This window comes from Streptomyces sp. NPDC046308 (genome assembly GCF_055588065.1).
Map to the genome: position 1 here is coordinate 325,771 of NZ_JBVJFB010000006.1, position 7,893 is coordinate 333,663.

Below are 7,893 nucleotides of genomic sequence, written 5' to 3' on the forward strand. Positions count from 1 at the left end.
TGCGGAGCGACGCCTGTACGAGCACCTTCGCCCGCGGGGCCCGCCCCCTTACAGGCGGCTCAGGGACGCCGCCGCGAAGAGGACGTCGCGGATCGCCTCGCGGTCGCCGTGCTGGCCCACCGCCGCATCCTGCGGGGAGATGTGGCCGGCCGCCAGCTGGCAGAACTCGATGCCGTCCAGGGCGATCTCCGCCACCGTGCGCTCCGGCGACGGCTTCGCCCCCGGCGAGTCCAGGGCGATGTCCCAGCCGCCGCCACCCGCGCCCTCGATCTCCAGGTGCAGGGTCCGCCCGGGCGCGCCCGCCGCGACCAGGCCCCGCGCCGGGGCCGCCAGACCCGCGCGCCGCCGCTGCGCCAGCGCGCCCGGCAGGAGCCGCGCCGCCAGGTCGATCATCCCGTGCAGGTGCGGCCCGGACGGCGGCTCGTACGGGTAGTCCACCGCCTCCGCGATGTCCCACGCGTGCACCCAGCACTCGAAGGCCCGCTCCAGGAACGCGTCCCCGAGCGGCAGCGCGAAGTTCCCGTAGTCCACGGCCAGCTCGGCGACGCCCCGGCCGGCGAAGGACACCGTACGCACCAGCGTGTGCCCCTGCTCCCGCCACGGGTCGCGGACCTGCCGCGTCGTCGGGTACGCCGACGCGTTCCAGAAGTGCTCCGTCCGCGCGGTCGGACCGCCCGGCGGCGCGTCCGTACCCAGCGGGTCGTCCAGCCCCAGCGCGTTGGCGATCAGGCCGTCCACCGTCATCAGATGGCCGATGACCCCCGCCACCGTCGTCCGCTGCGAGCGCCGCCGCTCCTCCTCGAACCACTTCAGCCGCACCGGGGTGTGCCACTCCGAGTCCCCGAAGTCCTGCAGCAGCGCGTCCAGCCGCGCGGTCTCGGTGTCGTACGGACTCGCCCACACCGGGACCGGGATGCGCGCCGGCCGCTTGCCCAGGCAGTCCTCCAGGACGCGCGAGCGCAGCAGCGGCTTCAGGTCGAGGGGCTCCTCCGGGTGCAGCAGCCCCACCGCGTCGCGCAGCCGCAACGCCTCCTCCGCGCAGGGTGCGCACTCGGTGAGGTGGTCCTCGACCGCCTGCGTCTCCTCGGCGGAACAGGCCGCCAGCGCCCACGCGCCGAGCAGGGACTTCAGTACGGCGTGCGAGGGCGGCGCCACCGGCTCCGGGAACGGCTCGGGCTCGGCCTCCGGCACCGGCGTCGGCGTGCGCGGCGGCTGGGGCGGTTGGGGCGCGTACCCCGGGTCCAGGTCGTCGGCGGCTCCGCGCGGACCCGGTATCCGCGCCCGGCCGCCGGGACGCTCGTATCCGTCGTCGGGCGACTCGGCGGGGCCGTTCATCGGGGCGTTCCGTATCCGGACCGGGCGGTGTCCTCCTGCGGGAGGGCGTTGGCGGTCGACAGCAGCTGCAGGCCGAGCCGCAGCCGGCGGCGCGCCTCGTCCTCGCTGATCTGCAGGTCGGCGGCGGCCTGCCGGTAGTCGCGACGCTGGAAGTACGCGAGTTCGAGCGCGGCGCGCAGCGGCGCGGGCATGGAGGTGACGATGTAGTCCGCGCGGGCGGCCGCGTTGGCGCTGCGCACCTTCTGCTCCAGCTCCTCGCGGGAGCCCCGGCCCAGTTCGGCCTGGCGCAGCCGGGCCACCGCCTGACCTTGGGTGATCCGGGCGACCCAGGAGCGCATGGAGCCCTGCTTGGGGTCGTAGGCGTCCGGGTTCTCCCAGATGTAGCCGAAGACCTCGCGGGTGATCCGGTCCGCCGCCTTCTCGTCGCCCAGCACCCGGTGCGCCAGGCTGTGCACGAGCGAGGCGAAGCGGTCGTACAGCTCTCCGAGCGCGGCGGCCTCGCCGCGGGCCAGGCGTTGCTGCATGCGGCGGTCCCAGCGCGGTGGTACGTCCTTCGGCATAACTGCCCCCAGCCGTGTGTCGACCCAACGAATGTAGTGGGCACACGGCGGTTCGCGCCCGTTTTGGAAGAAGCTCCCCCTGGAAGAGCGCCCTCCGTGATAGGGGCGTGGCGGGGCGTGAACGGTGGTCCGGCCGACGGCACATGGGGACAGGTGTACGCGCCCCACCGCGCTCCCCGTGCGCGGGTTCGATGCGGCAGCCTCCTTGACCACTTCGCTTAACGCGCTGGCCACGTAGGCCTTACGCTCCTGCCTTGTCTTGAACTGAACCCCATCGCACACGTGAAGGCGGAACGCCGAACATGGACAGCGCAGAATACGAGCGCAAGATCGCCGCCCGATTCGCCACTTTCGACCAGGACGGGTCCGGGTACATCGACCGGGAGGACTTCAGCGCGGCCGCGAAGGCCGTCCTGGCCGAATTCGGCACCGCCGCCCGGTCCGACCGCGGCCAGGCCGTCTTCGCGGGGGCGGAGGCGTTCTGGCAGGGGATGGCCGGCATCGCGGACGTCGACGGGGACCAGCGGGTGTCCCGCGAGGAGTTCATCACCGGGGCGGCGAAGCGGCTGCGGGACAACCCGGAGCGGTTCGCGGAGATCGCGCGGCCGTTCCTGCGGGCCGTGATCGCGGTGGCGGACGAGGACGGCGCGGGGGCGACCCCGCAGGCCGCCGCCCGCGTCCTGCGCGTCCTCGGCACCCCGCCCGACCTGGCCCCCCAGCTGGCCGCCGCCCTCGACGCCGACGGCGACGGCCGCATCTCGGAGGACGAGATCCTGACGGCGTTCGCGTCGTACTGCGGGGTCGAAGCCCCCGACGCGTGACGCCTGCGGCGGGCCGCGCCAGTGCAGCCCCTCCGGCGTTTGGGGAGGGGGGGGTGGGGGGGGGGGTCCCCGGGGTTGGGGTGGAATAGAACGGCATGGTGGTAAACAGGGGGGGGGGGGGGGGGGGGGGGGGGGGGGGGGGGGGGGGGGGGGGGGGGGGGGGGGGGGGGGGGGGGGGGGGGAGGGTGTGGGGGGTGGGGGGGGGGGGGGGGTGGGGGGGCCCCCCCCCCCAGCGGCCGGGCCGCACGGACACGACTGCCTGTCACCCGGTTGTCCGGCGCCTGCGGCCCGGCCTCCTGGGGCGCCGCCCCAGACCCCGCTCCTCAAACGCCGGAGGGGCTGGATCTGCGGCCATGGCGGATTCGCGCGGCCCCGGAGGGGCTGAACGGTGCGGTTACGCGAAGACGACCGTGCGGGAGCCGTTCAGGAGGACGCGGTGCTCGCTGTGCCACTTCACCGCGCGCGCGAGCGCCTGGCACTCCACGTCCCGCCCCACCGCCACCAGCTGGTCCGGGGTCACCTCGTGGCCCACCCGCTCGACCTCCTGCTCGATGATCGGCCCCTCGTCGAGGTCCGCCGTCACGTAGTGCGCGGTCGCGCCGATCAGCTTGACACCGCGCGCGTGCGCCTGGTGGTACGGCTTCGCGCCCTTGAAGCTCGGCAGGAACGAGTGGTGGATGTTGATGATCCGCCCGCTCAGCTCCTTGCACAGGCTGTCCGACAGCACCTGCATGTACCGCGCCAACACCACCAGCTCGACGTTCTCCGCGCGCACGAGCTCCAGCAGCTGCGCCTCCGCCGCCGCCTTCGTCTCCTTCGTCACCGGGATGTGCACGAACGGGACGTCGTACGAGGCGACCAGCTCGGCGAAGTCGGTGTGGTTGGAGACCACGGCCGCGATCTCGACCGGCAGGGCTCCGATGCTCGCGCGGAAGAGCAGGTCGTTGAGGCAGTGGCCGAACTTCGACACCATGAGGATGATCCGCATCCGCTCCTCGGAGCGGTGGATCTGCCAGTCCATCTTGAACGAGTCGCCGATCGCGGCGAAGCTGGCGCGCAGCTTCTCGACGGTCACCGCGGGCTCGGCCTCGAAGTGCACCCGCATGAAGAAGAGTCCGGTCTCCCGGTCTCCGAACTGCTGGCTGTCCACGATGTTGCAGCCGGTCATGAAGAGGTAGCTCGACACGGCGTGCACGATGCCCTGCTTGTCGGGGCAGGACACGGTCAGGACGTACTGGGGCTGGGGCTGGGCCGGGGCCTCGTTGTGCGGGTCGCTCATGACCGCACAGCCTTTCACACCGCGCGGGTGAGGATCCTCAACACATCCAGCGACGTCGGCCGGACGTCCGGGTCGTCCCCGTCCGCCTCCGCGAGCCGTACGTGCGCCTCGCGGGCGGCACGTACCGCCTCGGGCCACGCGTGGTGCTCCAGGTAGGCGGAGACCGGGGCGTCGGGCCCGACCTGGTGGAGGATGCGCAGCACCCGCAGCACCGCGAGGTCGACGAGGGCGGCCTCCTGCGAGTCGCGGAAGATCGTGCCGACGTACTTCTCGGCCGACCAACTGTCGAGCCAGGTGTCCTCGACGAGCCGGTACACGGCGTCGGTGACGTCCCCGTACCCATCGGTGCCGGTCAGCCAGGTGTCCTCGTGGAAGGCCGGGTCGGAGAGCATGTGCAGCGCCGAGCGCACGTTGCCGCGCCAGCGCCACCACGGCATGTCATTGAGGGGCATGCCGCCCATGGTGGAGGAGCGGCCGCCGCGGCGGGAAGAGTTCTTCGAACCTTGGGCGAATGTCACGCTTTCGATCGTACGTTCCGGTCGAACGCGATCTTCAGGCGCCTGCGGCGGAGAGCGCACCCCCGCAATTCACCTGGACGTCACCCGGTGTTGTGTCCATCTCACTCGACAGTTACCTGTGGGGGGGAATGGTGCATGGACATGACCATCTCGCGACGCGCCGCATCCCTGTCCCGCACCTTCGTGGCCACGGCGATGGGTGCTTGTCTCGTCGCCGGATGCGGGGCGCTCCCCGGAGGCCCGGGGGGCTCCGGGGGGACCATCACGGTCATGACCTTCGCGCCGGAGGACACCAAGGCGACCAACATGCCGGGAATGACGGGCATGGCGAAGGCGTACGAACGCTGGGTGAATTCCAAGGGCGGGATCAACGGGCACAAACTGCGCGTACTGACCTGCAACGAGAAGAACACGCCCACCGGCGCCGCCGACTGCGCCCGCAAGGCCGCCGCCGAGAAGGCCGTCGCCGTCGTCGGCTCGTACAGCCAGCACGGACGCGCCTTCATGGCCCCGCTGGAGGCGGAGGGCATCCCCTTCATCGGCGGCTACGGGGTCTCCTCCGAGGAGTTCCAGTCCCCGCTCTCCTACCCCGTCAACGGCGGCCAGCCCGTCCTCATCGCGGGCGCCGGCCACCAGCTGAGCCGCGCCTGCGCCCAGGTCGCCCTCGTCCGCCCCGACACCCTCGCGGGCGACGCCCTGCCGGTCCTGCTCAACGCCGGGCTGCGGGCCAACAAGATGGCCGACGCCGCCGACATCCGGGCCGCCGAGGACTCCGCGGACTTCGGGCCGCAGGCCCGGGAGGCGCTGGCTCACACCACCGGCGCCGGCAAGGAGAAGGAAAAGGAGAAGGGCTGCGTCACCGCCGTCCTCGGCGAGCGCACCGAGACCTTCTTCGACGCCTTCCGCCGGACCGACGCGCAGCGCAGGAAGCCGCAGATCTCGTCCGTCCTGGGCAGCGTCAGCCAGTCCCTGGTGGACCGCACCGGCGGCAAGGAGAGCCCCTTCGAGGGCGCGTACCTCACCAGCTGGTACCCGGTGGGTTCCGATCCGCTCTGGACGCCGATGCGGAACGTGGTCGCCGAGCACGCCTTCGGCGACGACAACGTCGACCCCGACGACAGCGGGGCGCAGACCACGTGGATCGCGTACACCGTGCTGAGCGAGATCGTGAAGCGCTTCAAGGAGGACGAGAACGTCACCGCCCGCATGGTCAAGCGGGCGCTGAACGAGGCCCAGCCCGTGCGGACCGGCGGCCTCACCCCGGACCTGAGCTGGCGCTACCAGGACATGCGCGCCGTCGCCGGCTTCCCCCGCATCGTCAACGGCCAGGTCACCTTCCAGATCGTCCAGGCCGGACGGCTCGTGGCGCAGCCCGGCGAGCCGCCCCTGGACATGACCCGGACCCTGATGCAGGCGCCCCAGACGGCCTGATGCTCAGAGCTGGGACTTGTCCCGCTTGGTGAGGCCGTACTTGGCCGCGATCGTGTTCCACATGGTCGCGGCCGACTCCTTGGCCTTGGTCGCCTCGCCGCTCGACTTGTTGGCGTCGGCGGCGTTCTTGGTCGACTTGGCCTTGCCGTCCTTGCACTTGTCGTCGTCCACGTCGTCCGCCCAGGCGGCGTAGCTGTCGTCGGCGTCCGCGGAGGACTGCCAGGCCTTGGTGAGGGCCGCGGACAGCTTGGCGTTGTCCGGGAGCTTGTCCAGCTTCAGCTCCTGGAGGCGCGTGACGAGTTCCTCGCGCTGGCGGGCCGCGTCGCGCAGGTCGGCGGCCGCCTGGTCGAGGTTGCTGCAGCCCTTGATGTCCTCGACGGCCTTGATCACGGAGGCCCGGCTGTCGTTGCTGTCCGCGAGGAGCTTGTCCAGCTGGACGGCCTGCGGGCGGGCCGGGTCGACGGGAGCCTCGCCGCCGGGGGCGGCGGAGGCGCCGCTCGCGGCCGGGGCGGCGGGCACCGCGCCGGGGTCGTTGTTCTGCGGCTTGTCGTCGCTGAGCAGCGAGCCGACGCCGAGCCCGACCACTGCCAGGCCGATGACCACGGCGGCGATGACGGCGGGCGAGACCCTGCGGGGTGCGTCCGGCGCGGGGGGCGGGGGCGGGGCGTACTGCTGCTGCGGGTGGGCCTGCACGGGGGGTACGGGGCGCTGCGCGCGCGGCGGGTACGGGCGCGGCGGCGGCTGGCGCAGCACGGGCTCCTGGACGGGCGGCAGGTGCTGGGTGTGCCCGGCGGAGCCGTCATCGCCGCGGAACAGCCCGTCGAACCCCTCGATGCCGCCGACGCCGCGGTCGCGGTCGGCGGGCCCCGGCGGCACGGGCGGGATGTACTGGGTCGCGGCCTCGTCGTGCGCGGGCCCCGGCGGCACGGGCGGGATGTACTGGGTCGCGGCCTCGTCATGCGCGGGCCCCGGCGGTACGGGCGGGATGTACTGCGTCGCGGCCTCGTCGTGCGCGGAGGCCGCCGGCACGGGCGGGATGTACTGCGTCGCGGCCTCGTCATGCGCGGAGGCCGCCGGCACGGGCGGGATGTATTGGGTCGCGGCCTCGGGCAGCGGCGGGTACCCGTAGCCGTGCGGCGCGCCCGGCCCCTCGTAGCCGGGCCCGAGCACGTGTCCCGGTGCCGCGTGCGGGTACCCGTACGCGGGCCCGGGCTGCGGCTGCTCCGGGTACACCGGATACCCGGACGCCTCGTCCGGACCCCACGGGGCACCCGGCTGGGGGGCACCCCCTTGTCCGCTCTGCGCCACCGGGACTCCTTCTCCGACTCGCCCGACCCTACGGAACCGTCGGTCACGCTACCCGGTCACGCACCGCCGCACCCAGCCTCGCCAGGGTTTGCCCCGAAGCCCCACCCTCCCAGCACCCCCGCCCCCGCCCCCGCTTGATACCCGGCGCCCGGAGCCCAGCCCCCCTCCAGCCCGGCCCTGCCCCCAGCCTCGCCGGCCTCTGAGGCGCGGGGCCCGGGCGAAGCCCCAAATCCAGCCTCGCCGGCGCTTGAGGCGCGGGGCCCGGGGCGGAGCCCCAAACCCAGCCCCACCGGCGCCTGAGGCACGGGGCCCGGGGCGAAGCCCAAACCCAGCCCCACCGGCGCCTGAGGCACGGGGCCCGGGGCGAAGCCCAAACCCAGCCCCACCGGCGCCTGAGGCACGGGGCCCGGGCCGGAGCCCAAACCCAGCCCCGTCGGCGCCTGAGGCACGGGGCCCGGGGCGGAGCCCCAAACTCAGCCCCGCCGGCGTTTGAGGCGCGGGGTCCGGGGCGGAGCCCCAAATTCAGCCTCGCCGGCGTTTGAGGCGCGGGGTCCGGGGCGGAGCCCCGATCTGTGACCGGACCGTGGACCGGGTGCGGGTCCGTTGCGGGGGCGCCGCCCCCGGACCCCCGCGCCTCAAAC

The 7,893-nt window shown here is 73.6% G+C and carries 7 protein-coding genes; 2 read left to right on the top strand and 5 right to left on the bottom strand.

Annotated elements, in window-relative coordinates; translation table 11 throughout:
* Nucleotides 1-48 precede the first annotated feature (48 nt).
* Both ACZ6JT_RS24945 and ACZ6JT_RS24950 read right to left on the bottom strand, forming a co-directional pair.
* The gene (locus tag ACZ6JT_RS24945) at nt 49-1,335 is read right to left on the bottom strand and encodes a maleylpyruvate isomerase N-terminal domain-containing protein (protein WP_469212987.1); all 1,287 of its coding nucleotides are present in this window, start codon (nt 1,333-1,335) and stop codon (nt 49-51) included.
* Nucleotides 1,332-1,895, bottom strand: coding sequence for a sigma-70 family RNA polymerase sigma factor (locus ACZ6JT_RS24950; RefSeq protein ID WP_365473062.1), 564 nt, complete (start codon nt 1,893-1,895; stop codon nt 1,332-1,334). The genes ACZ6JT_RS24945 and ACZ6JT_RS24950 overlap by 4 nt, the downstream gene beginning before the upstream one ends.
* Before the next feature lie 302 nt (nt 1,896-2,197).
* On the opposite strand from ACZ6JT_RS24950, the gene ACZ6JT_RS24955 reads away from it, so the two are divergent.
* Nucleotides 2,198-2,716: an EF-hand domain-containing protein gene (locus ACZ6JT_RS24955; protein WP_469212988.1), complete on the top strand. Its 519-nt coding sequence runs from the start codon at nt 2,198-2,200 to the stop codon at nt 2,714-2,716.
* Nucleotides 2,717-3,110: 394 nt separating this feature from the next.
* Here the strand turns inward: ACZ6JT_RS24955 and purU are convergent, their stop codons facing one another.
* Both purU and ACZ6JT_RS24965 read right to left on the bottom strand, forming a co-directional pair.
* On the bottom strand, nt 3,111-3,995 hold the full coding sequence (purU, locus tag ACZ6JT_RS24960; protein WP_469212991.1) for a formyltetrahydrofolate deformylase: 885 nt from the start codon (nt 3,993-3,995) through the stop codon (nt 3,111-3,113).
* Nucleotides 3,996-4,009: 14 nt separating this feature from the next.
* Complete coding sequence (locus ACZ6JT_RS24965; protein WP_385817084.1) at nt 4,010-4,456, bottom strand: SCO4402 family protein; 447 nt, start codon at nt 4,454-4,456, stop codon at nt 4,010-4,012.
* Between the two features lie 198 nt (nt 4,457-4,654).
* On the opposite strand from ACZ6JT_RS24965, the gene ACZ6JT_RS24970 reads away from it, so the two are divergent.
* A complete protein-coding gene (locus ACZ6JT_RS24970) occupies nt 4,655-5,944 on the top strand; it encodes an ABC transporter substrate-binding protein (RefSeq protein ID WP_469213286.1) in 1,290 nt (429 codons plus the stop codon).
* A gap of 3 nt (nt 5,945-5,947) precedes the next feature.
* Here ACZ6JT_RS24970 and ACZ6JT_RS24975 read toward each other — a convergent pair whose 3' ends face one another.
* Nucleotides 5,948-7,252, bottom strand: coding sequence for a hypothetical protein (locus ACZ6JT_RS24975; RefSeq protein WP_469212992.1), 1,305 nt, complete (start codon nt 7,250-7,252; stop codon nt 5,948-5,950).
* Nucleotides 7,253-7,893 lie beyond the last annotated feature (641 nt).